Source organism: Pseudothermotoga elfii DSM 9442 = NBRC 107921 (genome assembly GCF_000504085.1).
Lineage (GTDB): Bacteria > Thermotogota > Thermotogae > Thermotogales > DSM-5069 > Pseudothermotoga_B > Pseudothermotoga_B elfii.
In genome coordinates this window covers 43,723-68,625 of sequence record NC_022792.1, presented here as the reverse complement: position 1 = coordinate 68,625, position 24,903 = coordinate 43,723, and the positions used below count along the sequence as shown (strand labels likewise).

23 protein-coding genes are annotated in these 24,903 nt (G+C 39.0%); 17 read left to right on the top strand and 6 right to left on the bottom strand.

Going from position 1 to position 24,903, the window contains the following annotated elements:
* The first annotated feature begins 4 nt into the window (after positions 1 to 4).
* From TEL01S_RS00315 to TEL01S_RS00245, 15 genes are all read left to right on the top strand, one after another.
* Positions 5 to 823, top strand: coding sequence for a PSP1 domain-containing protein (locus TEL01S_RS00315; RefSeq protein ID WP_012002115.1), 819 nt, complete (start codon positions 5 to 7; stop codon positions 821 to 823).
* On the top strand, positions 801 to 1,028 hold the full coding sequence (locus TEL01S_RS00310) for a DUF2905 domain-containing protein (RefSeq protein WP_028843579.1): 228 nt from the start codon (positions 801 to 803) through the stop codon (positions 1,026 to 1,028). The genes TEL01S_RS00315 and TEL01S_RS00310 overlap by 23 nt, the downstream gene beginning before the upstream one ends.
* A gap of 23 nt (positions 1,029 to 1,051) precedes the next feature.
* Positions 1,052 to 2,941 (top strand): transketolase, encoded by a 1,890-nt coding sequence (locus tag TEL01S_RS00305; RefSeq protein ID WP_028843580.1) that lies wholly within the window; start codon positions 1,052 to 1,054, stop codon positions 2,939 to 2,941.
* Positions 2,938 to 3,654 (top strand): ribonuclease III, encoded by a 717-nt coding sequence (rnc, locus tag TEL01S_RS00300; RefSeq protein WP_012002112.1) that lies wholly within the window; start codon positions 2,938 to 2,940, stop codon positions 3,652 to 3,654. The genes TEL01S_RS00305 and rnc overlap by 4 nt, the downstream gene beginning before the upstream one ends.
* Complete coding sequence (locus TEL01S_RS00295; protein ID WP_144313054.1) at positions 3,632 to 4,687, top strand: elongator complex protein 3; 1,056 nt, start codon at positions 3,632 to 3,634, stop codon at positions 4,685 to 4,687. Before rnc ends, TEL01S_RS00295 begins: the two co-directional genes overlap by 23 nt.
* Entirely contained in the window at positions 4,620 to 5,624 is a 1,005-nt protein-coding gene (gene pheS, locus TEL01S_RS00290) for a phenylalanine--tRNA ligase subunit alpha (RefSeq protein ID WP_028843581.1), read from the top strand. The genes TEL01S_RS00295 and pheS overlap by 68 nt, the downstream gene beginning before the upstream one ends.
* Positions 5,625 to 5,638: 14 nt before the next feature.
* On the top strand, positions 5,639 to 8,008 hold the full coding sequence (pheT, locus tag TEL01S_RS00285; RefSeq protein WP_028843582.1) for a phenylalanine--tRNA ligase subunit beta: 2,370 nt from the start codon (positions 5,639 to 5,641) through the stop codon (positions 8,006 to 8,008).
* Between the two features lie 6 nt (positions 8,009 to 8,014).
* Positions 8,015 to 8,941: an alpha/beta hydrolase family protein gene (locus TEL01S_RS00280; RefSeq protein ID WP_012002108.1), complete on the top strand. Its 927-nt coding sequence runs from the start codon at positions 8,015 to 8,017 to the stop codon at positions 8,939 to 8,941.
* Between the two features lie 134 nt (positions 8,942 to 9,075).
* A complete protein-coding gene (locus TEL01S_RS00275) occupies positions 9,076 to 10,089 on the top strand; it encodes a C4-dicarboxylate TRAP transporter substrate-binding protein (protein ID WP_012002107.1) in 1,014 nt (337 codons plus the stop codon).
* Between the two features lie 88 nt (positions 10,090 to 10,177).
* Entirely contained in the window at positions 10,178 to 10,675 is a 498-nt protein-coding gene (locus tag TEL01S_RS00270) for a TRAP transporter small permease (RefSeq protein ID WP_012002106.1), read from the top strand.
* Complete coding sequence (locus TEL01S_RS00265; protein ID WP_012002105.1) at positions 10,672 to 11,955, top strand: TRAP transporter large permease; 1,284 nt, start codon at positions 10,672 to 10,674, stop codon at positions 11,953 to 11,955. The genes TEL01S_RS00270 and TEL01S_RS00265 overlap by 4 nt, the downstream gene beginning before the upstream one ends.
* A 12-nt stretch (positions 11,956 to 11,967) precedes the next feature.
* Entirely contained in the window at positions 11,968 to 12,723 is a 756-nt protein-coding gene (locus tag TEL01S_RS00260; RefSeq protein WP_012002104.1) for an SDR family NAD(P)-dependent oxidoreductase, read from the top strand.
* Between the two features lie 88 nt (positions 12,724 to 12,811).
* Complete coding sequence (locus TEL01S_RS00255) at positions 12,812 to 13,654, top strand: MurR/RpiR family transcriptional regulator (RefSeq protein ID WP_012002103.1); 843 nt, start codon at positions 12,812 to 12,814, stop codon at positions 13,652 to 13,654.
* Between the two features lie 22 nt (positions 13,655 to 13,676).
* Positions 13,677 to 14,651 carry a phosphoglycerate dehydrogenase gene (locus TEL01S_RS00250; RefSeq protein ID WP_012002102.1) on the top strand — a complete coding sequence of 325 codons (975 nt, stop codon included), beginning with the start codon at positions 13,677 to 13,679 and terminating at the stop codon, positions 14,649 to 14,651.
* A 30-nt stretch (positions 14,652 to 14,681) separates the two neighbouring features.
* Positions 14,682 to 16,124 carry a gluconokinase gene (locus TEL01S_RS00245; protein ID WP_012002101.1) on the top strand — a complete coding sequence of 481 codons (1,443 nt, stop codon included), beginning with the start codon at positions 14,682 to 14,684 and terminating at the stop codon, positions 16,122 to 16,124.
* Between the two features lies 1 nt (position 16,125).
* Here TEL01S_RS00245 and rsmD read toward each other — a convergent pair whose 3' ends face one another.
* From rsmD to TEL01S_RS00220, 5 genes are read right to left on the bottom strand one after another with little or no spacing between them, the layout of a single operon-like run.
* Positions 16,126 to 16,647 carry a 16S rRNA (guanine(966)-N(2))-methyltransferase RsmD gene (gene rsmD, locus TEL01S_RS00240; RefSeq protein WP_012002100.1) on the bottom strand — a complete coding sequence of 174 codons (522 nt, stop codon included), beginning with the start codon at positions 16,645 to 16,647 and terminating at the stop codon, positions 16,126 to 16,128.
* Positions 16,644 to 17,960: an MFS transporter gene (locus TEL01S_RS00235; protein WP_012002099.1), complete on the bottom strand. Its 1,317-nt coding sequence runs from the start codon at positions 17,958 to 17,960 to the stop codon at positions 16,644 to 16,646. The genes rsmD and TEL01S_RS00235 overlap by 4 nt, the downstream gene beginning before the upstream one ends.
* An 11-nt stretch (positions 17,961 to 17,971) precedes the next feature.
* Positions 17,972 to 19,225 carry a 6-phospho-beta-glucosidase gene (locus tag TEL01S_RS00230; protein ID WP_012002098.1) on the bottom strand — a complete coding sequence of 418 codons (1,254 nt, stop codon included), beginning with the start codon at positions 19,223 to 19,225 and terminating at the stop codon, positions 17,972 to 17,974.
* Positions 19,222 to 20,187 carry an N-acetylglucosamine kinase gene (locus tag TEL01S_RS00225; RefSeq protein WP_028843584.1) on the bottom strand — a complete coding sequence of 322 codons (966 nt, stop codon included), beginning with the start codon at positions 20,185 to 20,187 and terminating at the stop codon, positions 19,222 to 19,224. The genes TEL01S_RS00230 and TEL01S_RS00225 overlap by 4 nt, the downstream gene beginning before the upstream one ends.
* A gap of 13 nt (positions 20,188 to 20,200) precedes the next feature.
* Positions 20,201 to 20,947, bottom strand: a complete 747-nt coding sequence (locus tag TEL01S_RS00220) for a PIG-L deacetylase family protein (protein ID WP_028843585.1) — start codon at positions 20,945 to 20,947, stop codon at positions 20,201 to 20,203.
* Positions 20,948 to 21,039: 92 nt separating this feature from the next.
* On the opposite strand from TEL01S_RS00220, the gene TEL01S_RS00215 reads away from it, so the two are divergent.
* A complete protein-coding gene (locus TEL01S_RS00215; RefSeq protein WP_012002095.1) occupies positions 21,040 to 22,833 on the top strand; it encodes an LTA synthase family protein in 1,794 nt (597 codons plus the stop codon).
* Between the two features lie 38 nt (positions 22,834 to 22,871).
* Here TEL01S_RS00215 and TEL01S_RS00210 read toward each other — a convergent pair whose 3' ends face one another.
* Positions 22,872 to 23,756, bottom strand: a complete 885-nt coding sequence (locus TEL01S_RS00210; RefSeq protein WP_012002094.1) for an isocitrate lyase/PEP mutase family protein — start codon at positions 23,754 to 23,756, stop codon at positions 22,872 to 22,874.
* Positions 23,757 to 23,913: 157 nt separating this feature from the next.
* On the opposite strand from TEL01S_RS00210, the gene TEL01S_RS00205 reads away from it, so the two are divergent.
* Positions 23,914 to 24,885, top strand: coding sequence for a tripartite tricarboxylate transporter substrate binding protein (locus TEL01S_RS00205; RefSeq protein ID WP_012002093.1), 972 nt, complete (start codon positions 23,914 to 23,916; stop codon positions 24,883 to 24,885).
* Positions 24,886 to 24,903: the final 18 nt, after the last annotated feature.

Sequence of the window (24,903 nt, the reverse complement as noted above, 5' to 3'; positions counted from 1 at the left end):
GTCAATGATAGCAATTGTTTATGCTATAGAGATATTTCCAAAGGGGAAATTGTTTTATTATTCTGAAAATGGTGAAGACATAAAACCGGGAGATCTTGTCCTCGTTATGACAGAATTCGGTCCGGACGTTGGCAAGGTAATAAAAGGGCCAGATGAAATGGGAATAGAGGAGATTGGATCGGAATTAAGGCCAGTAATGAGAAAATTAACCGAGGAAGATACGAAAATCTATAGCGAAAATCTCAAAGATGCCGAGCAGGCGATGCAAATATGCCTTGAAAAGATAAAAGAGCATAATTTGCCCATGAAGCTTCTCCATACCCGGTATATGTTTGACAGATCAAGGCTGGTTTTTTTCTTCAGTTCCGAAACAAGAGTGGATTTCAGAGAACTGGTAAAAGACCTTGCCAGAATTTTCAAGACGCGTATAGAACTCAGGCAAGTTGGTGTAAGAGATGAGCTGAAATTCATAGGTGGTTTAGGTTTATGCGGGCGTCCCACTTGCTGCAGCACTTTCTTGAGAGAATTCGATAGTATAACCCTGAAACATGCAAAATGCCAGCAGCTCATGATAAATACCGCGAAAATATCCGGAGCTTGTAGAAGATTGCTGTGCTGTTTGATGTACGAATATGATTTTTACGAAGAAGCTCTTGCTGATATTCCATCAGAGGGAGAAACTATAATCTATGAAGCAAAAAATTGCAAAGTTCAGTCGATAGATGTTTTCAAAGAAAAAGTTCTGGTAATTTCTGAGGAGGGAGAGATGATTAACTTACCCTTTTCGTATTTCAGGGGTGATGCGCGTGATCCAGATAAGTAGGATACTCATTGTCCTCGGCTTGATACTGATAATCGTGGGTTTTTCCATTTATTTGATAGGGCGTTTTACCCCCCTTGGGAGGTTGCCGGGTGATATAGTAATAAAGCGGGAAAGATTTGTTTTTTACTTTCCACTCACGACATGTTTGCTGATTAGTGCCACTTTAACATTGATATTTTTGTTAATATCGAAATTTTGGAAATAAAATAATCAAAGGAGGATAGTTTCATGAAGACATTTAATAAACATGATATCAAAAAACTCAAACAGATAGCACGCCTTTGCCGCGGTGATATACTTAAAATGACATATGTAGCTAATTCAGGTCATCCGGGAGGATCGATGTCCTCTCTGGAGATTTTTTTAAGTGTTTTTTCATTTGCAAATCTTAATCCTGATAATCCTTATGACCCCTTGAGAGATCGTGTTGTAGTTAGCCATGGCCACACATCACCAGGGGTATATTCAGTTCTGGGCAGGCTCGGATTTGTAGACATAGATCAGGTTATAGCTGGTTTCAGACACCATTCGAGTATCTTTGAAGGACATGTAACCCGTGGCATTCCTGGTGTCGAATGGACTACAGGAAATCTGGGACAGGGCTTGTCAGCTGGAGTGGGATTTGCATTGGCCGCTAAAATGAAGGAGCAGGATTACCATATTTTTGTGGCAATGAGCGATGCGGAACAGGCAAAAGGACAGGTAGCTGAAGCTCGCCGGGTTGCAAAAAAATACGGGTTGAGTAATCTGACTGTTGTTATAGATTACAATGATGCCCAGATTTCTGGAAGAGCAAGAGACGTAATGCCGGTTAATATCAGAAAAAACTACGAAGCAGATGGGTGGAGAGTTCTGGAAGTTGATGGTCATGATATAGAACAGCTTTTGCATGCACTTTCACAGGCTGTTGAAGATAAAGTCAATCCTGTTGCTATACTGGCACACACTATTATGGGCAAAGGTGTGTCGTTCATGGAAAATGATGTTTCTTATCATGGGAAACCTCTCGATAAAGAACAACTTGAGAAAGCTCTGAATGAACTTGGCATTGATAACGATGTGGAGAAATATATGAAGATGCGTGCTCAGCTTGGTAATCAGAAACATGAACCATTCCATCTGGAGTATCCTGTAAAAATAAAAGTTCCAGTTGGCAGAACTTACACAACCAAAACTGATAATCGGAGTGCTTTTGGAAATGCTTTATTGGATTTAGTAAAAGAGAACAGGAACTCTGAAACACCTGTAGTAGCTGTAGATTGCGACCTTGCAACATCTGTAAAGCTTGACGGGGTTCAGAAGTACGTTCCAGAAAGATTTTTAGAGCTTGGTGTTCAGGAACATAATGCGGCAGCTGTTGCAGGAGCACTTTCTGCAGATGGTGTGGTGACCTTTTTTGCTGATTTTGGAGTGTTTGGAGTAAGTGAGACGTATAATCAGCACAGATTGAATGCTATAAACCACACCAATTTGAAAGTTATTGTGACTCATTGCGGTTTAAATGTAGGGGAGGACGGAAAAACTCACCATGGACTTGATTACATCTCTGCACCTGCAAATTGGCTGGGTTACAAAGTTATCGTACCGGCAGATCCCAATCAAACCGACAGGGTTATTCGCTACATTGCATCGGTATATGGAAACTACCTGGTAGCCATGGGCAGGGCAAAAATGATGCCTATCGTTGATGAAAATGGCAAGTTGTTTTTTGCGGATAACTATCGTTTTGAATATGGAAAGATAGATATTCTCAGAAAAGGAACAGATGTGACTGTTGTGACATGTGGATCTGTTGTGCCAAATGTTGTCGAGGCTGCGGATAAATTGAGAGGTAAGGTAAGCGTTCTGAATGTGTCATGCCCGCTTGATCTTGACGAGCATGTGTTGAGAGAATATGGACACGGGAAGAAAATCTTGGTTGTTGAGGATCATGTTGCGACACTTGGATTAACATCTCTTCTGGCAAAATTTTTCTTGCAGAAAGGGATAATTCCTTCAAGTTTTGAACAAATTGCTATTCAAGAGCATGCAGTTTCAGGATCTTACGAGGCTCTATATGAAATCTATGGACTCAGCTCTACTAAGATTGCCGAAAAGCTGGGTCAGATGATCAGTTGAACAAAGAAGAGGCAAAAATTTTGATAGATTTCATGGAGAAAATAGGATACAGATTTTATGAGCCAGAGCTTTTGTACAATGCCCTCTGTCATTCCTCATATGCTCATGAGCAAAAACAACGCGGGCGAAAAGATGTTGAATCGAATGAAAGACTGGAGTTTCTGGGTGATGCTGTTATTGATTTACTGCTTGCAGAGTATTTATATTTAGAGTTTCCAGAAGCATCAGAGGGAGTTATGGCAAAGGTTAAAGCAGCAATTGCAAGCGAGGAAGCTTTAGCTCAGATAGCTCGGGATATAAATCTGGGAAGATATATGTTTTTGGGACGCGGAGAAGAAGTTTCAAGCGGCAGAGAGAGAGATTCACTGCTTGCCGACATGCTTGAAGCTGTTGTAGCTGCAGTGTATATAGATGGTGGCCTGACAGCAGTAAAAAAGGTATTTCTTTCTTATTTTGCAAAATATGCAAAAGAAGTTGTTGAAGGGAAAATAGTGTTTGACTACAAGACTTCTTTGCAGGAGATTACTCAGGCGAGATACAGAAAATTACCTGAATATGTTCTTGTTAATGAAAAAGGCCCATCTCATATGAAAAAGTTTACTGTAGAACTGCGCCTATCTGGAAAATTGATAGCTGTTGGCGAGGGACCTTCAATAAAAGAAGCAGAGAAGGAGGCAGCACGCAGAGCTATTGAGAAACTCAAAGGTGATTGATATGAAAATCGTTCCTGTTTTTTTACCTCAAATGGGTTGTAAAAAAAGATGTTTGTTTTGCGACCAGAGATCTGCAACAGGTTTTTCTCAGTTGCCATCGATTGAAGAGCTTAATAAGATGATTAATAAGTATATTGCCCCAGACGAACGGTTTGAAATAGCTTTTTATGGCGGGACCTTTACGGCTCTCCCTGTTTTGTTGCAGAAGCGATACCTTGCCTGGGCAGATGAGTACATAAGAAAAAATGTTTGCGATGGAATAAGAATATCTACACGACCTGATGAGATCAATAAAGAAAATCTGATATTTTTAAAGAAAAACGGTGTGAAATTTGTCGAACTCGGAGCTCAATCTTTTTGTGATGACGTGCTGCATGAGTCTGAGAGGAATCATAGCAGTAAAGATATTGAAAAAGCCTGTACACTTCTTAAGGAATTAAAAATAGATTTTGGATTGCATTTAATGATCGGTTTACCAGGTGATGAGAAATGGAAAGATCTTTTCAGCAGCTGGAAAACTGTAGAAAATGGCGCAAAAACATGTCGCTTACATCCTACAATAGTTTTAAAAGGAGCGCCGTTAGAGTCCCTTTATCTGGATGGCAGATACAGAGCTGTAAGACTTGATGAAGCAATTGATATATGTTCAGACATGATGGCTATACTTGAGTCAAACAATGTGAAGGTTATCAGAATAGGCTTATTCGTTCCAGATGAACTGATGAAAAATATTGTGGCCGGGCCTTATCATCCAAGATTTGGTGAGCTTGTAAAAGGAGAGCTCTTGAAAAAAGTGGTGAAATTTGTCGATCCAGAGTTATTAATTTACACAGAAAAGCAAGCGAGTATTGTAAGAAATCTGGATGTGAAAGCAATTGCTGGAAGAGAATTGGGTTTTGTTGTCAACAAACGGTTTGTTTCGTGGAAAGATGCCTTGAAAGAATATGTGTCAGGAGGTGTGGAGGATGTTCGAGCAATTGAGAGAACAGGCACTTCGAGAAATCAATGCAGCAACCGATCTTCAACAACTTGAAAAAATAAGAGTATCTCTTCTGGGTAAAAAAGGCACTATTACCGAACAGATGAAAAATATAGCCAGCCTTCCTGTTCATGAAAGACCGGGGGCTGGTAAGATCCTGAATGAACTCAAAGATGCTGTTCAGCGTGCTATAGAACAGAAAAAGGAGATGTTAAAAAAGATAGAAAGTCAAATAATCGCCAGAAAGTACTGGGTAGATGTGACTCTCCCGGGTGCGCGGAGAAATGTTGGTCACAGACATCCTATATCATTGATGCTTGAAGAGATAGAAAGCATCTTCGTATCAATGGGCTTTAAAGTAGTTGAAGGTCCCGAGATAGAAGATGTATGGCACAATTTTGATGCTTTGAATACTCCAGAGTGGCATCCTGCGAGAGACGAACATGATTCTTTTTATATAAATGATCTACTTCTTAGAACGCACACTTCTCCGGTTCAGATTAGAACAATGATGTCAGCAAAACCACCTATCGCAATTATATCACCAGGGCGTGTTTACAGGAGAGATTATGATGCGACACATCTTCCCATGTTTACCCAGGTTGAAGGTTTGTATGTGGATGAAAATGTGTCGGTTGGTCACCTGAAATACACATTGGAGAGATTTGCCCAGATGGTTTTTGGAAGCGAAAGAAAAATACGGCTGAGACCAAGCTTTTTCCCATTCACTGAGCCAAGCTTTGAGGTAGATGTCTCATGTGGCATCTGCAATGGAAAAGGATGTCAGGCCTGTGGATACACTGGTTGGCTTGAAATTCTTGGTGCTGGTATGGTTCATCCCAATGTTTTCAAAAATGTTGGTTATGATTCGGAAAAATGGACCGGTTTTGCTTTTGGAATGGGCGTTGAGCGTATAGCGATGCTCAAATATAACATCAAAGATATAAGGGATTTTGTAAAAAATGACAAGAGATTTTTAGAAAAATTCTGATGGAGGGATGAAATGTGCTTGTAGCTACAGAATGGCTCAGAGAATATGTTGATATAGACTGGACAGATGAAGAAATAGCGTCAAAGCTTACTATAGCTGGATTGAATGTTGCAAATGTAATTGATTTACCCATAAGAGGAAAAATTACTTGCGGAATAGTGCGTGAAGTGTCTCCTCATCCCCGCTCAGAAAAGCTTCATGTATGTAAAGTTTTTGATGGTGACAGCGTTCATACAACAATCACTTCGGACATGAATATTTGCAAAGGCACAAAGGTTCCTGTAGCTTTCCCTGGCACAACCCTGTCAGATGGAAGAATAGTTGAGGCAATGGATATAAAAGGTATTACGTCTGAAGTAATTATGTGTTCTCTACAGGAACTTGGACTTGAGGAAAAATCGGAGTGTGTTTATCAGATAAGAGAAGAAATACCTGTAGGAACAGATCTAATAAGATACTGGAAGCTTGACGGCAAGGTTCTTGATATAGAAATAACTCCCAATAGGCCGGATTGTCTTGGGGTTATCGGTGTTGCAAGAGAAATGGCTGTTCTATCTGGCAGACCTTTGAAAAAACCGTCTGTTGATTATACAGAATCCGATAAACCGGTGAATGATATGGTGAGTGTATCGATAGAGGATGTGGATGGATGCCCGCGTTATTGTGCCGCTTTTATGGAGTCAGTGAAGGCAGTTTCAAGCCCGGTGTGGATGCGGCGTAGACTCATGTCTGCAGGTATCAGACCGATAAATTCGATTGTCGATGCGGCAAATTATGTAATGCTTGAGACAGGTCATCCTGTTCATACTTTCGATTATTCGAAAATTTCCAGCGGACGGATTGTTGTTAGAAAAGCAAATAAAAGCGAGAGAGTTCTTCTGCTTGATGAAAGAGAATACTCACTGCATGGTATAGAGACACTAATAACGGATGGGGAAAAAGTTCTGGCAGTTGGAGGTGTTATGGGAACTGCAGATTCAGGTGTATCAGACAAAACTGATTCACTCCTTCTTGAAGTTGCTTATTTTAACCCTGTGAGAATTCGCAAAACCTCCAGAAGTATGAATATAAAATCTGATGCGTCTTATAGATTTGAAAGAGGTGTTGATCCAAATGACGTTGATTTTGTGATGAAGCGTTTAATAAAGGTTATTGAGGAGACTTCAGGTGGAGTAGCAGCAAGGGGATTTGTGGATAAGTATGTTCACAAAATTCCACCAAGGACAGTTTTTTTAAGAGATTCAAAATTGAGCAGGATTTTAGGAATTGACATCGATCAAAGTTCAGTGGAGCATATTCTATCCGGACTGGATTTTGTTACTGAAAGAATAACTGATGGCTGGAAAGTGCTTATTCCCACTTTCAGACCGGACATTTCTATTGAAGAGGATTTGATAGAAGAAGTTGGGAGAATCTACGGTTATGAAAAAATAGAAGGAAAAATGTTAAGGATACCAGTTAAGAGCACGGGGTTTGGTGAATTACAGAGATTTCGAAAAAAAATCAATCAATTGCTCATAGCGTCAGGGTTTGATGAGAGTATAAATCTGTCTTTTTGTTCTTCTTCTGTTGTAAAAAAACTTGTAAAAATGGAGCCGGTCAGACTGAAAAACCCCCTGAGTGAAGATATGGACTGCTTAAGACCTTCTCTTGTTTTTGGATTGATAGATTCTGTTGCATACAATCTCAAAAGGCAACTCAGGGATGTAAAGCTGTTCGAAATAGCAAAAGTCTACAATTTTGAAAGCGGTACTGTTTGTGAGAGAGAAAAAATAGGGCTTGTAATGACAGGGAAACTGAATGAGGATGATTATACCGATTACCGGACAGTTTCATTACTTAATTTGAAAGGCGTTCTTGATGAGCTGGCGAGCCATCTGTCTGTTCAATTTGAAGTTGCAGAAAAAGAAATGCCTTTCTTCGTTCCCGGGCGCAGCGCTGAAATATTTTTGAATGATAAATCTGTCGGTGTTATGGGGATGCTATCGGGTGATTTTAACGATTTCTATGATTTTAAAGGTGATGTTTATTTTATGGAGCTTGATCTTCAGGTAATTTTTGAAAATCGCAGAATATTCAAACAAATTGGTAATCTCTCAAGTTTTCCATCTGTAAGAAGAGACATATCTTTACTGGCTCCTGTAGGTTTTAATTGTGGAAAGATTGTGTCTCATCTCAAGCAATCCAGCGAATATGTAGAAAAAGTAGGAGTGAGTGATATATACAGAGGAAAAGATATACCACAGGATGTGTTGAGCATTACTTTTTATGTTGTTTACAGAGCCCCGGATCGTTCTCTAACCGATGAAGAAGTCAATGATCTTTTTGAAAAAACGGTTTCAGAAATTGAAACCAGGTTTAATTTGAAAAGGCGATTTTCGTGACACGCTATGAAAATTTATGAATATGATAAAACTTTACCTCTAAATGTTGAAACAATCGATCTTGGTTGCTATTTACTTGTAAGCTTTGATGCTGTGTATGATCCAGCTATTCCTCAATCAAAAAGGGTTTATGTGTATGTTTATAAAGCAAAAAAAGCATGGATGAACCTGATATTTTTGCATGGCATTGGAAATGGAAATATTCCATATTTGTTGTGGTTTGCTGAATATTTTAAATTGCATGGTATAAATACTTTTTTTATGGTACTTCCTTATCACGAAAGGCGTGGAATGCATGGTTGGAAAGGTGGAGAACCATTTTTCTCGCCATCACCATCTTACTGTATCAATAGATTTCACGAGACAGTAAAAGATGTGAGGAGGACTATTGATTATATTGATAGTATTTCAGATTTGCATACATCTATTATGGGATTTAGTTTTGGTGGCATGATAGCGGTAATGTCGCTTGCACTTGATAAGAGGTTGAAGAAAGGTGTTCTGGCTTTTACCGGGGGAGATTGGAGATGGATAAATTGGCACTCACCATATACAGAGGAGCTCAGAAAAAACTACAGATTGAATGGGAATGAATACGGGTGCCGGGATGAAAATGATTGCTTAAAAAATAGAGATGCTATGAAAAATTTGAAAAAGCCTGATTCGCTTGATGACATTTTTCTTTTATCCCCCAAATGCTTTCATTATGATCCGTGTTTATATGGAATGTTCGTTAATCAGGAAATTCTTTTCTTCAGGGGAATTTTTGACAGAATAATCCCATTAAGAAGTTCAGAAGCGTTGTTTAAAAGCCTCCCTAAGGTAAAAAAAATAGTCCTGCCTTGTGGTCACAGATCTTCTTATTTTTTCAGAAAGTTCATAGCGAATAGAGTAATCAAATTTTTGAAAAACACACCGAATCCCCTTATTTAGAAGTACCTCTTTAGAAATACCTCTGTTACATTTTATACGAATTGTTGACATATCTTCATCGTGGTGTATAATTTTTTTTCGGACGCCATTTTAGGTAGTCCAAATCATATAATTTTTTCACAGGGGGTGAACCCATGAAGGGTAAAAGCAGGTACTTGTTGATGTTTGTTGCTTGCGTGATTCTGGCAGGGTCACTTATAGCAGCACCAAAGTATACTTTGAAATTCAATCACGTTTTAGGACCAAGCGAACCATATCATGAGGGATTTCTTAAGTGGGCAAAGGCTGTTGAAGAAAGAACAAATGGAAACCTTAAAATTGAGGTTTACCACAGTGCCCAGCTCGGTGTTGAAGAAGATATTCTCGAACAGATAAGAGCAGGTGCAAATATTGGACAAAATACAGATTCAGCAAGGATGGGCATGTACGTTCCACAAATAGCCGTTATGAACGCGGCTTACTTCATTGATTTCATGGGTGCAAAAACACCCGATGAAGTTATTGAAGTGTTGAAAAAGATCAAGGAATCAGATGTTATGAAAAAATGGCTGGACGAACTTGAACAAAAATATGGCTTCAAAGTAGTTTCATTTATGTGGGTTCAGGGGTACAGGCATTTTGTTACAAACAAGCCTATCAGGACTCCTGACGATCTCAAGGGTTTAAGGATAAGAACCCCGGGTGCTCCCATATGGCAAGAATCTATTCGCGCACTTGGTGCACAACCAGTGGCAGTCAATTTTGGAGAAATCTACACAGCTGTTCAAACAAGAGCAGTTGATGGTGCGGAACTTGTTTATGCAAATGTTGTGGCGGGTGCACTTTATGAAGTTTTAAAGTATATGTCGGAGACAGGCCATATTTTGCTGATCAATTTTGAGGTTGTCAGCGCAAAATGGTTCAATAATTTGCCAGAAGAGTATCAACAGATTCTTGTTGAAGAATGTGATAGAGCTGGTATTGAAACATCGTTGAAGATAATGAAAGAGCTTGAGGAATCCTTCAAGCAACAAGCTGTCGAAAAGGGTATTGAAGTTATCACAGATGTTGATAAAGAGGCTTTTATGAAGGCTGCTGAAAAAGCGTATGAGAAACTTGGACTTGTAGAGGCAAGAAATGCTCTCATGGAGGCTATAAAGGTTAAGTAATGAAAGGATACTCCTTTTATCATGAAGGGCCCAGCTCTTTTATTGGGTTGGGCCTTTGACCTATGTATGAATGCAGAGGTGGTAAAAGATGCGGAAGATTGATGAGTTTTTGCTTAAGTTTGAGAAAAATGCAGCAAAAATATTGATTCTGGTTATGGTGATACTGGTTTTTGCATCTGGAATAATGAGATTTTTGAGATATCCAATAAATTGGGCAGTTGATATGAGCACATTCATGTTTGCCTGGGCATGTTTTTTTGCAGCTGATGTTGCATGGCGTGAGGGAAAGATGATGACGGTTGATTTATTTGTTAAAAGGCTTTCTCGAAAAGTACAGAAAATTCTCAGACTTGCCAATTATTTTATTATTGCGGCTTTTTTGATTTATTTAGTAATATGGGGATTTTATCTTTCTTACACGACTCGTTTCAGAACTTTCGTTGGTATTCCAAATTTCAGTTATACGTGGGTTACATTGAGTATACCAATAGGAGCGATATTGATGCTGAGGACTACTTTTTTAAAAATAAAAAGTGAGTTTGCCGAAAACAAAGAAAGGGCCAGCACTGAGGGGGAAGATAAATGATAATAGTTATAATAGCTTTCATAATCTTTCTGGCAATAGGCATGCCTGTTGCTTTTGCCATAGGAATATCGGGTTTTCTATGGTTTTTGCAGCATCTGGATTTACCTGTAACTATTCCTATACAGCTGGCACTCTCCCAAACCCAAAGTTTCACACTGCTCGCAATTCCCATGTTTATTTTCGCTGGAAATGTTATGAACAGCGCGGGCGTGACGGGAAGATTGATGAATTTGGCGTCTGCTTTGACCGGACATATGAGAGGTGGTCTCGGCCAGGTATCTGCTGTTTTATCCACCTTGATGGGTGGTGTTTCCGGTTCAAGCATCGCGGATGCAGCTATGGAAACAAGAATGCTCGGCCCTGAAATGTTAAAGAGAGGTTATCCAAAGGGTTTTGCAGTTGCAGTAAATGTGTGGACTTCTCTCATTACTCCTATTATACCTCCAGGGATCGCTTTTATTATTTATGGAACAATTGGCCAGGTTTCTGTCGGTAGGCTTTTTGCGGCGGGCATTGTTCCTGGTTTACTTCTGATGGTTGTTTATATGATTGCAATATGGGCAGCTGCGAAGAGAATGGGATTGCAACCGGAGAGAGAAAGACGTGCTTCCAGTAAAGAAATAGCATCCGCCTTTTCAAAAAGTATATGGTCGGTGATTTTTCCGATCTTGCTCATCCTGGGTCTCAGAACAGGTATATTTACACCATCTGAAGTTGGGTCTTTTGCTGTGATCTATGGCCTGATCGTTGGATTTTTGATTCATAGAGAATTGAATCTTAAGACATTGTTTAAAGAGACTCTGGATAACTCCATAGGAGATATAGGTAGCGTGATGTACATAATTGTCATGTCAGCTATCTTTGGGTATGGTCTTGTTTGGGACAGAATCCCCGAAGTACTTGCAAATTTTCTGCTTGGCATAAGCAGCAATCCTTATGTTTTGCTTTTGATGATTATGATATTTTTGATTTTTGCTGGTTTGTTCATAGATGCCACAGCTTTGATATTGATGACCACGGCTGTTTTTCTTCCTGTAGCGAGAAAAATAGGCATAGATCCAGTTTATTTTGGGTTAGTGTTCATACTATCAGCAGCTCTGGGTAATCAGACACCGCCCGTCGGAGCCTCTATGTATGCAGGATGTTCAGTTCTGGGTGCGTCAGTAGAAGAATATGTCAAAGCATCCATACCATTCTTTGTTGCCACTATTGCTGTCATTGCATTATTGGTATTTTTCCCGCAGCTTGTTTTGTTTATACCCGATTTGCTGTTCAGATAAGGAGGTAGTGAGATGAATTTTAAGGGAAAGGTTGTTTTAATTACAGGAGCCGGTTCTGGTATAGGGAGAAAAGCTGCTATGATGTTTGCCGAAAGAGGTGCTAAGGTGGCGATAAACGATGTTTCGGAAGAAAAGGGAAATGAAACGGTCGAGATGATCAAAAATCAGAATGGTGAAGCAATTTTTGTTTTTGGGGATGTTTCCAAAGATGCAGAAAAGATAGTCGAAAAAACAGTTGAGGTTTTTGGAAAAATTGATATACTGGTTAACAATGCTGGGATAGTGCCTTATGGAAACGCTGAAGAAACCTCTGATGAAGAATTTCAAAAGACAATAGATATAAATGTGAAAGGACCATTTTTACTATCGAAGCACGCCGTAAAGTATATGAAAGAGCAGAGATCTGGCGTCATAGTTAACATTGCTTCAGAGGCAGGTTTAATTGGTATTCCTCGCAGGTGTGTTTACAGCATTTCAAAGGCAGCTTTGCTCGGTTTGACAAGATCTTTTGCTGTTGATTATGTTCAATATGGAATAAGAGTGAACGCCATTTGCCCTGGTACAACCTACTCTCAAGGACTCGCTGAAAGAGTCAGGTCATCTGCGAATCCAGAAGAAACTATGAATAAAATGGTTTCACGAATTCCCATGAAACGTCTTGGTAAAGAAGAAGAAATCGCGTTTGCAATATTGTTTGCAGCCTGTGATGAGGCATCTTTTATGACAGGCAGTTTTATAAACATTGACGGAGGATCTACAATGGTGTAATTTTACATTAAGCTATTAAATAGAAAATAAACTGCACTGAGCTAAACTTTTCTATGGAGCATTGAACAAAACTCTGGAGGTGGAAAAAATGGATATTCTTCAAACCCTGAGAACTGTTTATGATTCTTTAACCGCTGCTGAAAAAAGGATAGCTGATGTGATACTGACAAATCCAAGAGGTGTTCTTGAATGTTCCATAAGTGAACTGAGCAGACTTGCAAATGTAAAAAGCGAGGCTTCGGTAGTTAAATTCTACAGAAAACTGAATTTAAGCAGCTTTCAGCAGTTTAAAGTGTTACTTGCTCAGGATCTATCGAAAGCTCCGCTGGAAATTGTTTATGAAGATGTTTCTGAGCAGGACGACTTGAAGACAATTACTCAAAAGATTTTCAAAGCCACAGTTAAAGCGATTCTCGACACACTTGATAGTATAGATTTTGATGCCATTGAAAAGGCTACTGATCTCATAAAAGAAGCAAACAGAGTGTTGTTTTTTGGTTTTGCTGCTTCAGCTGCAGTGGCTTTTGATGCATTTCACAAATTTAGCAGGATAGGAAAAAATTGCCTTTTTTCGAACGACGAACATATAATGGCCACATTGCTTGCAAATTCTATTGCTGGCGATGTGCTTGTAGCTGTTTCTCATTCTGGAGAGACGAAATCCATGGTTTCGCTGGCAAAAAAAGCAATTGGACTTGGAGTTCCTGTTGTTACTGTTACTGGTAATAGAAAATCAAGTTTAGCAAAAGTTTCTACGGTTGTCCTTTGCACCAATACAAGAGAAACACGTATAAGAACAGATGCCATGACATCTCGTATTGTTCAATTGGTGATTCTTGACACAATATACACGATGCTTGCGGCAAAAGATCCAAAAGCAGTAGAGAGCCTTAATAAAAGCAGGCTGGCTGTTTCGGAGTTGAAGTATTGATATCTTTCAGGAGGGGAACGGTGTGAAAACGGTAATTGTTGCTACGAGAACATTCGGAAAATATTCGGAAGAACCCGTGAAATTGTTAGAAAAAAATGGTTTCACATTGCTTCGGCCGGAATACCTTGATGAAAATATTTTAAAGAGAGCAGATGCAATTATACTTGGTACAGGCAAACTTAGCGGAGAAATGATAAGACACTCTTCCATAAAAATAATTGCAAGACATGGAGTAGGAGTGGACAACGTTGATTTGAAAACAGCCACAGAACTTGGTATACCTGTTACGATAACGCCGAATGCTAATACTGTATCAGTGGCAGAGTTGACTATAGCACTTATATTAGCCCTTTCGAGGAGATTGATAGATTCGTACAGAGAGATCTCTGAGAAAAAGTTTTCTCCTGTGACAGGAATAGAAATTTTTGGCAAGACGCTTGGAATAATAGGTTTTGGGGCAATAGGAAGGGAAACTTCCAAAAGAGCAATCTGTCTTGGAATGAAAGTTCTGGCGTGTGATCCGTATGTTGAAAAAAACATAATAGAAAGACATTCCGTAGAAGCTGTTGACCTTGAAACTTTATTGAAAAACAGTGATTTTGTTTCGCTCCATGTTCCATTGACTCAATCAACTAAGCATATGATAGGCAAAGAGCAACTGAAAATGATGAAAAAATCTGCATTTCTCATCAATACCTCGCGTGGAGGTATCGTTGATGAGCGTGCTCTTGTCGAAGCTTTGAAGGAAGGTTACATATCTGGAGCTGCCTTAGATGCCTTTGAGCAAGAGCCACTGCCAGAGGATTCTATCTTGTATGACTGTCCCAATCTGGTTTTAACTCCACATGCTGGGGCTCATACTTATGAAGCTATTTATAAAATGAATATGATGTCTGCTCAGGCAGTTGTGGATTTCTTTGATGGAAAGATTCCTCTGCATGTTGCAAATGAGAAAGTTGTTGAAAAACTGCTTGAAATGGGATTTTTAAGGGGATAATAGGTTTAACAAATGGAGGTGCCCCGGGCGATGGAAATGTACATTGGCGTCGATATAGGTACGACAGCTGTTAAGACTATTGTTTACAACTCTGATGCTAAAAAGATAGAAATGGACGTAAGTCAATCTTATGAAGCTTTCTCAAAAGGACATGGGCAGTTTGAACAGGATCCTCGTCAAATCGAAAGGGCTGTTTTCGAAACATTGAAACAGGTTTCCAAATCTTTTACAAATGTAAGAGCTATAGTCCTCGATTCTGCTCTTCACACTGTCATGTTGCTTAATGGTGACTTTGAGCCACTGAGTAATGTTATACCATGGCTTGATGAGAGATCTGTTGATCATGTTAAAAAGGTGATTTCAGATAATCAGCTTTCGAAGCATTTACATTTGAAAACTGGATGTCCACCGGATACAGTTTATCCTCTTTATAAACTCCTTTGGATAAAACAGAATGAAAAAGACATGTTGAATTCTGCCTCAAAAATAGTTTCTCTAAAGGATTACGTAATATACAAGTTAACAGGTGATCTGGTCAGCGATATAGGCGTTGCTTCTGGAAGCGGGTATATGGATATTGAAAAAAAAGTTTGGTGCGAAGAACTGTTAAAAGATTTTTTAGAAATAAGCAGTGAAAAATTGCCACAACTTGTTTCTCCAAAAACTGTTTTGAGATTGAGCAAAGAAGCAGCTAAAATCACTGGTTTGCCAGAAGGATTGCCGGTAGTGGTCGGTATCTCTGATGCAGCAGCTTCGAGTATTGGGGCTGGCGCCTTCGTTGAAAATTCAATAACGATATCTGTTGGTAGTAGCGCAGCTATAAGGGCTGTATTGAATCATCCTGTGAAACAATATCCTGTGAGTAGTATCTGGTGCTATGTGCTGGATGAGAATCATTATATCTCAGGTGCAGCCATCAAAAATGGTGGTTATGTTTTCGACTGGTATGTAAAGCTGTTTTGCTGTTATGATCATGAAACTATTGTAAAAAAGGTGGAGGAAAATCTGAATTTTTTGGATGAAAAACCTGTGCTTTTTTATCCGTTTATCTTTGGGAAAAGGTTTCCTGAGTTTGATCCTTCTCCCAGGGCAAAGTTTGATAACTTGACAAGTACGACGACGCAAGAACAAGTAGCCAGAAGTGTACTTGAGGGTATCGCTTTCAATCTAAAGAGAGCTTTTGATGTGGTGAAAACTATACCTGATTCACTTGAAAAAGTGTTTGCAACGGGTGGTCTAACGCGAGCGACTGTTTGGATGAAAATGCTTTCAGCTATTTTAAACCATCCTATTTTGGTCCAAAGTAAACGGCAGGGGGCTGCGCTTGGTACGATACTTTATTTTTTGAGCAAGGGTGATCTTCATTCTATTGGCGGTTATCTATCTAATAATGAAGTTGAGATTTTCCGACCTGATCGATCGCTTTTTGAATATTACAGCAAATTGTACAGAATGTGGGTGGAGAATTTCTGATTTATGTTCTTGCAATCACAAGAACCTCCGTTTCCCCATATTTTTTTGATTTCAGAATTTTTAATTTTTCAGGGATAACAACCTGTTCTGCTGCTGCTTTTTCAATAATGATTATCTGACCGAGAGACGGCTTTATTGAAAGAAGCTCGAGAAGTTTTTGAACAAAGCCAAGATTATATGGAGGATCGGCAAAAACAACATCAAAATTGTCGTTGCAGAGGTTGATGAATTTTCTGAAATCGGATTTCACAATTTTGAGTTCAACCCCGCATTTTTTCGCATTTTCAATGGCGGTTTTAATTGCTTTGCTTGAAATATCAACCGCAACAGCGTGTTTTGCTCCGCGGCTCAGCGCTTCGATTGACATCACAGCGCTCCCGCAAAAAAGCTCTAAAAAACTGCTTTGTGAAACATCAATCATGTTGAAAACAGCCTGTCTCACAAGTGAAGTTGTATATCTCGTCCTTGAATCAGGAACGGGATTCAAATGGTAGCCTTTGAGGGTTCCTCCTGTTATCTTCATACTTCCTCGCCACGCATATTTTTAATCTTTTCTTTAATTCGATTTAGATAATCGCCCTCAAGTGGGTAGTATTTCAAAATAAGTAGACCACCTATCGTAGCAATTATTGGTACGACACTGCATAGAATTCTGAATCCGGAAACAGCCGTTAGTGGTTGCATTTCTGCAGGTAAATTTGCATCATATCCGCTTGAAGAAAGCACAAATCCCATGATTAACGAGTTCAAAGAGATGCCGAGCCTTATTATAAGCGCGTTTGCTCCAAAATACATTCCTTCTCTCCTCTTGCCAGTTTTAATCTCATCTTCGTCAGATATATCGGCAATCATTATGTCAAAGACGATCAGAGCTCCGGCAAGGCTCATGGCAAGAGCAGAGGTTAATATAATTGCTTGAAAAAAGGTTTTCACGAATCCAAAACCAATCAGGAGTATTGCCCACAAAATCATTGAAACCTTCATGGTTTTTTTGGCTCCTATCTTCGCTGTTATTTTTTGCCAGACGGGTATGAGGAAAAAAGCCACGACGAATATTGAAGCTAAAAGCAAAGTAGTTTGTGTCTCACTGGCTTTGAGGACATATTTTGCATAAAATGGGAGTGTAGCTGTCAGCATGGTGTATGTAAATTGTAAAAGAAATGACGGCACGACATAGGTGAAAAAAGACCTGTTGAAAAAGGTGAACTTTATTGCCTCAATTATATTCAGAGTTTGTTGATGAGAAAACTCCGGGTTTTCCTTAATTCCAAACAGTGTCATATAGAGGATAGAACCACCAATCACTGCAAAGACCGCACCCATTTTCCCCCATCCAATCTTTGCAGCAATTACAGGGGTAACTGCTACTCCAAGTAAAAGTCCCGGTATGGCAAGAATTTGCCTTAGTCCGGAGATTTTTGCGCGTTCTTTGAGGGTTGGATACATCTCTGGAAACAAAGCAGTCCAGTTCAGGAAAACTATGGTGAAAAACGTATCAAATAGAAAGATCATAATCAGGTAGTAAATAACCAGAGCTGTTTTCTGGGAGCTATCGAAAGGTGGTGCCCAGAACATGGCAAAACTTATTGTTAGGGGCAGGGAAAACCATACAATATAGGGCTTTCTTCTTCCCCATCTTGTCTTCGTTGTGTCGGAAAGATATCCGAATAGAGGATCATTTATAGCGTTCCAGATTCCGTATAACACCATGATTATGCTTATTAAATGAGGCGGGGCTTTTAAAACATCGACGTAGTAGAAAATGGCAAAGGTGGAGATCGCGTTGGAAAACAAAGCAGAACTGAAAGATCCCAGACTGTATAGGAAATTTTTCACCTTTTCCACTCCTATTCAAGTTTAATGAAATCTTTGTTTGCGTTTAAAATATCTTCGAGTAATTTTGGAGCATCTTCAACATCTGGGCCCAGCGGGTGTAGAAGCATGGCCTTGAGCGCGAGGTTCTTCGATTTTTTAAGGTATGCGTCGATAGTTATGCGCTCGTACATTTTTACAATATGGATAAGCCCGGATGCAAATTCATCAGCAATACCAAGTGAGGTTGGAAAAACTTTTCCGGCTTTGACCATACATGGTATTTCCAAAACGTAATCATCAGGGAGATTGCTGATGGCTCCATTATTTCTTGTATTTAGTATATGCACCGAACCATTTGAAAGATGCAGATCTCTGATAAGATAGGCTGCTGCCGTTGAATACATGCTACCGCCTCGCTGAGAAAGCTGATCAGGGATTTTATCACCTGTTTTGTAAAGTTCGAGCAGCTGCTTTTCAATGGAGATTACTTTTTCGGCACGTGTACCTTCTTTTTTTATTTTTTTGAGCATTTTTTTCTCCATAAGATAGTATCTCAAATAAGAATTCGGATACATCTTCAGGCATTCTATTAACCAGCCCGGAAAATCTTCCTTTGGTATATTTGCAAGTTCCAATTTAACGGTCTCAAGCAATTTCTCAGTTGCATCTTCATTTTTCAAGTAGACTTTTTCAAGAAATGTCAGGTGATTCAATCCATAGTATTTGACGAATATGTCTTTCGGCGGATATCCAGTTACCTGTGAAATCATGTGAAGCAAATTTACCGGAATATTGCACAAACCTATGAATCTTTCGAAACCTATATAATTCATCACGAATTCTGTTATGTGACCCGAAGGATTGGTAAAGTTTATGACTGTTGCTTTGCTATATTTGTCAACCAGCTCGATGTATTTTTCAATGACTGGAAATGTTCTCAGTGCGCAGGAAAATCCTCCCATGCCTGTTGTTTCCTGGCCGATCAGATTGTAACGAAGGGGAATTTTTTCATCATTTTCTCTTGCTTTGAGAAAACCAACTCTGAATTGAAAAATCACATAATCGGCTCCTTGAAGTGCATCGATCAAATTTTTCGGTTTCACCACTTTGAAAAGGTCTTTTACCAGTCTTTTGCTGAACTGGTATATAGTTTCAAGCTTTTCTTCCGATTCTTCCAGATCGTACAGAATAAGCTCGTCTACTTTTACTTCGCTGGATATGTCCATGATGCCTTTGACAAGCTCCGGGGTATAAGTACTTCCGGCACCAATAACCGTTATTTTCATTTTTTACCCCCCCAGTGACTCAGTAAATTGGCGATAAAATTTTCATCGTATTTATAACCTGCTTTTTCAGCAGCGAGTAGCACCGCACCAACCACAGGAGGATGTTTTGGAATTATGAGAATGTATTCGTCGCTAAGAGCTGACTGTATCATGTTTATCAGTATTGGATCTGCTTTTTTGAAAAAGCTTCCCTCTAAGACAACCTTTACAGGAGAGGTAAAATACATTTCTTTTCTGTATGCTGTAACAATTTTTATTATTTCATCGACAATATTTCCCATTATTCTAAGTGCTACATAGTCAAATTGATGAGCGGCTTCGTAAAGAGATTGTATGAGTAAAATGGCATATTCTGCTAACTTTGACTTATCCTCATTTGCATATTCATAATGCATTATTTCTTCTATCGGCTGGTTTATTTTTGATTCGAATATTTGTTTCATAAGTGTGTTTTCATCTCTTTGATCTTTTGACCTGATAATAGCAGAAGCTACCATACTTGCGATAACGAATGCTCCAAGTCTTTCACCGAAGAATCTCGAAAAGCCGCCCTTTCTTGCGATCTTCTTCCCATCTCCTGCATAGGTTATTCCGCCGGTTCCACAACTTATCAGGATGCCTTTATCGTCGAAAGTACCAGATTTCAGGGCTATTCTACCGTCATTATCAAAGTCATAGTTTTTCAATTGGAGTCTTTCGAGTATGGATTTAACAATTTTTATTTCATACTCCATATCTGCACCGGCAACACCAAAGTAAGAGTACGAAAGCTCATTATAATTTAAACTGGATTTTTGCAAAGCATCGTTTATAGCACTTTTTAAAATTTCGTAGGCTTTCTGCACTCCTACTCCTTGATAATTTGCCCCTGAAGCTCTGACGTGAGAGATCAATTTTCCATTTTTATCAACGATAGCAACATCTGTTTTACTTCCACCTACATCGATACCCATGAAGTACATTTTCTTTCCTCCCTTAGAAATCCTGCGCTTCTGGAAAAACGTGGAGCATAACAGGGGGCAGTATTTTGAATGACTCTGCCAGTTTGTCTTCTCCAACCTTTGCCCTCTCTTCTAAATAAAAATATAATGTCTGAAGAGTTTTTTCATCAAATTGGCTTTTATGATGGGATAGTGCAAGAAACTTTTTTTCAAGGTGCTTTCTCTCGATCTGATAAAAGTTATTAGGATTGGCTGTGTTGAAAAAACCAATCGCGTGCAGGATATGATCGGTTCTAAATTTGGAAATTTTTGGCAATTTATAAAAACTACTCGCCTGGGCAGCAGCGAAACCGCATTTTATATGATCCGGGTGAATTTCATATGGTAAAAATGGGTCAACGGTAAAAACGATATCGGGCTTTAAGACAACGATATGTTCTGCTATCATTGACCTTAATTCTTTCAACTGGTAATCTCCTAAGTCTTCGAAATCAAGCCAGATCAGGTCATGTACACCAAGAATTTCAGCAGCTTTTTCTTGCTCTTCTTTGCGTATTTTGCTCAAAGTCTCTCCGATTAATCTTTCGTTGGTTGAACCGGCACTACCATCTGTCACTGTGAGGTAGAAAACTTTAGCGCCTTTTTCAGATAGCTTTGCCACCGTTGCTCCCATACCTATATCTGCGTCATCTGGGTGAGGTTGTATGCATAGAATTGTTCTGTATTCCTCTAAATCTGGCATTTTGAAAAAATTTCTGAGATGTTCTAGTAAAGAATTCATACATTCACCTTCTTTCTTGTTTTTCGGCTCTATTTAACTTTACCACAATGATTACTAATGTAGTTGTATAATCTTTCACTGGAGGCGATTAGATGCTGAAGTCTACGTTGAATTACATGTTGTTTTTACTTATTTTAAGCAGCTTGAAGATCTTCGGTTTCTATACGACGGTACCAGAGGTTTTGAGATTTTCAACTCTCCTGAGTACAACTGGCTGGCTGATTCTGTTTTTTCTTCTGTTCACTTTCTTTTTCAGAGAATGGGGGTTTGGTCTTTATTGCGTAATATCCATAGCACTTTTTATAGATTTTCTCTATTTTCAGAACTTTGGCAATCTTCCGTCTGTTAAACAGCTTGTTCTCCTGCCTCAAGTTGGAAAACTTGGGGCAAATATAAGGTATTTCACAAATTTTTTTTCCCTGCTGTTTGTTGCAGATTTAATACCACTTGGGATTTTTGATAGAAGGCGTTATTTACAATTGAGAACAACTGATTTCAGTACTCCCAAAGGATTGTTTTTGACAATGATTTTATGTAGTGTATTTGCAATTGTTCCCCTTGTATCCGAAAAATTGAAGCCTGGCCAGGTTTTTAACAGATATGGCTTTTTTGCGTACCATATTTTTGATATTGCTACAGTCTTTTCGAAACCTGAGCGAGAGAACTATTCAGTGACTCATATGAACCACGAGCAGCCATCTTCCAAAAAATATTGGTCCATTGCTTCAAATAGAAATATCATAGTTGTCCAACTTGAATCATTCCAGAATTTTCTGGTGAATATGAGATATAACGGTCAGGAAGTCACACCAAACCTCAACAAACTTGTCAGGAATGATTCGATATATTTCAACAATTACTATCAACAAACAGGTATAGGAAACACTGCCGATGCGGAATTTGTTTCGCTTGTCTCTTTGCATGTGCCAGGCGACGAAGTTGCTTATGAAAAGTATGCTGATATAGATTTTTATGCTCTACCAAGGATATTGAAAAATCATGGATTTCATACAGTGGCAATGCACGGTAACGTTGGTTGGTTCTGGAATAGATTCAAAATATACCCTCATCTTGGTTTTGAAAAATTCCTTAGTTTGGAAGATTTCAATCAGGATGAAGTATTCGGTATGGGGTTGAATGATGTTTCCTTTTTCGAACAGTCTGTGGATGTTTTGAAAAACTATCCCGAACCATTTTTTTCCTTTCTCGTAACAGTATCAAGTCATAGCCCTTTTGTTATACCGGAACAATATAGAAAACTTATGCTTTTACCGGAAGATGAGAATACGATGTTTGGAAACTATCTTCAGGCAGTTCATTATGCAGATTACGCCCTTGGAATTTTTGTAGATAGGCTGAAAAAAGCAGGGTTGTATGAGAGATGCATTCTTATACTGTATGGAGATCATGCAGGTTTATATCCATTCAATAAAGAATCAAAAGAAAGGTTGTCTGCGATCTTTGAAAAAGAATATACATACAAAGAGGCTATGAATATTCCTCTAATTTTTCATATCCCGGGTTGCAAAATCAATGAAATTGTAAGTACCGTTGGGGGGCAGATAGATTTCTTGCGTACAGTTCTTAATGTAATAGGGATAGACGATTCCGGCGTGGTTTCGTTTGGCAGGGATTTGCTCAATACTGAAGATGGTTTTGTAGCTTTACGATACCATGTTCCGGATGGTTCTTTTGTTGACGATGAAAGATATTTCGAGATATCGAAAGATGGAATCCTGCAGAACAGTCTGGCTGTGAATTATATTGAGGGTACCTCTCTGCCATATTATGAATGTCTGGATGGATTTAAAGCAGCCGTAAAGCAAATAGAGACTTCAAAGAATATGCTTGAAACAGCCGAAGCAACTTTGGCAAAATTGCGCTGAATAATAAATTAACTGGCGGGCCTGCCCCGCCTTTGTTTTTATTTCGAATATTTTGTTTCTAATTTATTCCATTTTTTTATTCCAACAATTTCATTGAATTCAGACCAGTTGACACCCATATGTGATATTTTTTCAAGATCTTTGTTTTTAAGCGCATTTAGAGCTTCCATAATAGCTTTTGTCGCAGGATACAGACATATCATCGGGACAGATAGATACTTAACCCCTAACTCGGCGAGTTTCTCCAGTTCAAAAATAGGTGTTTTTCCACCAGGTATGATGTTAAAAGAGATTGGCTTGGATACTTCTCTAACAAGCGTTTCAATCTCATAAAGTGATTGTGGAGTTTCGACATAAACGTAATCTGCCCCGGCTTCTGCGTAAGCTTTAGCCCTACGAACCACTTCTTCAAATCCGGCTACTGTTCTTGCATCAGTTCTTGCACCTATTACCATTTCCGGATTTTCTTCATTTTTCGCATCGGTGGCTGCTTTTATCTTGTTAATCATCTCCTCGAGAGGAACTATATTTTTTCCCTCCATGTGTCCACATCTTTTTGGCCAGACCTGATCTTCCAGCCTGATGCCAGCCACGCCTACTCTGGCAAAATTTTTTACAGCCCAGAAAACATTCAACGCATTTCCATAACCTGTATCAATGTCTGCATCGACGGGCAGTTCGGTAGCATTAACAATTGTTCTCACTCTTTCAAGCATTTCAGCAAACCCAACAAGACCTATGTCAGGTTGCCCTATGAGTGATGCAGAAATACCATACCCAGTTGTTCCAACAACTTCGAAACCTGCTCTTTCTATTAAAACAGCCGAGAGCGCATCGTATGCACAAACCCTGAGTGTCAGAACACCTTCTCTTTGAAGATATTCTCTCAATTTTTTAGCTTTTTCAAAAGATTTTGAATTCATTGGCCATACCCTCCCAAAGTAAAGATATTCTGAGATTTGTTTTTAGATGTAACATGTTATATAATTGCTTTGAACCATATAATATATGATATCATATATTATATGTGATATCTCAAAAAATATTTTAACATGAAATTTTATATCGGGAGGTGGTGTTATGAAATTAAGGTTTGGAATTTTTATGTTAGCTGTATTTTTTACCGGGATTTTATTCGCGGAAATTTACCCGGCAAAACCTATCACATTTATAGCTCCTGCAGGTCCTGGAGGAGGATGGGATACAACAGCAAGAGTGGTTTCTCAAATTTTGAAAGAGACTAATTTGGTGGATCAGCCAATAATTGTGGTCAACATGCCAGGAGGGGGAGGCGGTGTTGGTTTGGCTCATATGCAAAGTAAAAAAGGCGATCCATACACGATGATAGTTTTTTCTCCGCCATTGCTGTTGATAAATCTAACCGGTCAGACAGGTTATTCTTATAAAAATCTTACCCCGCTTGCAATGTTGATACATGACTATGGAGCATTCGCAGTTTCAAAAAAATCGAAATTCAACAGTATATCAGAAATTATGGAAGCTTTGAAAAAAGATCCCAAGAGTATTAAAGTGGGTGGAATATCTTCGTTTGGTTCTATGGACCATATACAGTTTCTCATTGCAGCAAAAGCAGCCGGTGTGAAAAATTTAAAAGATATAACTTACGTTTCTTTTCAGGAAGGAGAACATCTGGCGGCTTTACTCGGAGGGCATATAGATGTTTTATCCACCGGGCTGGCTGAAACTGTTACAGCAATGCAGGCAGGAGCAGTAAGAGTTTTAGCGGTAACTGCTCCACAGCGAGTAGGAGGTATTTTGTCATCTGTCCCTACTCTTAGAGAGGAAGGAATAGACGCGGAATTCATAAATTGGCGTGGATTCTTTGGACCACCGGATATGCCATCGTATGCAGTGGATTATTGGATAAATACTTTTAGCAAAATGGTTCAAAGACCAGAGTGGGACAAAATTGTTTCGAAATACAGCTGGACTAAGGCATTTATGAATGGAAAAGATTTCGAAAATTACCTGGATAAAGTTAATGAAAACTATAAAGAAATACTCAGAGAGATCGGTTTGTACAAAGAATAGTTTAATCCTGCAGGGTTC